Origin of the sequence: Streptomyces africanus (assembly GCF_002150735.1) — a bacterium.
GTDB classification, from domain to species: domain Bacteria; phylum Actinomycetota; class Actinomycetes; order Streptomycetales; family Streptomycetaceae; genus Streptomyces; species Streptomyces africanus.
In genome coordinates, this window is sequence record NZ_MUKA01000653.1 from 1 (window position 1) to 783 (window position 783).

The following is a 783-nucleotide window of genomic DNA, read 5'->3' on the forward strand; positions in this document are numbered from 1 at the left end:
CGCCGGTGGCGTCGGCAGCGAGAACGCCAGGTCGGGGTAGACCGCGTCGCGCGTGGTGTCCACGCCCATCGCCCGCATCGCATCGCGGGACTGGACGTCCCGGTACGACCGGTACGCGGCCAGTCGCGCCGACCAGCGCACCAGGGCCCGGGTCGGCCGGTTGCCGATCTCGGCGGCACCGACGCCGACCAGCGCGACCCGGGTGCCGAGCAGCCGGCCGCTCGCGCAGAGCAGGAACAGCGAGTACGGGAAGCCCCACGGCCGCAGCGGCAGCGTGGCCTCCAGGACGCCCATGCCCGGCACGATCACCACGTCGTGCCGGCGCACCCAGGCGGCGGTGCGGAAGACGTCGACGAGTTTGCCCAGCCCCTTCGCCGCCACCGCGCCCGCACGTGACGCGGTCCGGTACTCCGCGCGGTTCCAGTGCAGCCGCGTGGCGGGGATCCCGAACCGGGCCGTCACGGCCTCGGGTCCGCCGCACAGCGCGTCCACGACCGCCTCCGGGTGATCGGTGCGCAGGTATCCGAGTACGGCCTCCAGCGAGCCGTCGTTGCCGAGGTTGCCGGAGCCGAGCAGGCCGAACAGCCCCACACGCGTCCCGGCCCTCATGCCGGCCGCCCTTCACGACCCGCTACGAGGGCGTCGACGGAGACGGTCAGCTCGGCCGGGTCGACCGGGGCGCGGTCCTCGACCCGCTCACCGGCGCCCGGCCGGACCCGGCTGGTCATCCACGCGGCCATGTGGCGGTAGCACGCCCGCCGGTCGGCCGCGGACAGCGGCGCC

Annotated in this window: 1 protein-coding gene and 1 pseudogene; both read right to left on the reverse strand. The window is 75.7% G+C overall.

The window, feature by feature from the left end; all coding sequences use genetic code 11:
* On the reverse strand, positions 1-609 hold a 609-nt coding region (locus tag CCL05_RS43125; RefSeq protein ID WP_208641760.1), incomplete at its 3' end, for a polysaccharide pyruvyl transferase family protein.
* Positions 606-783, reverse strand: a pseudogene (locus CCL05_RS46955) (glycosyltransferase family 2 protein); the annotation flags it as partial. The pseudogene CCL05_RS46955 and the gene CCL05_RS43125, both read right to left, overlap by 4 nt.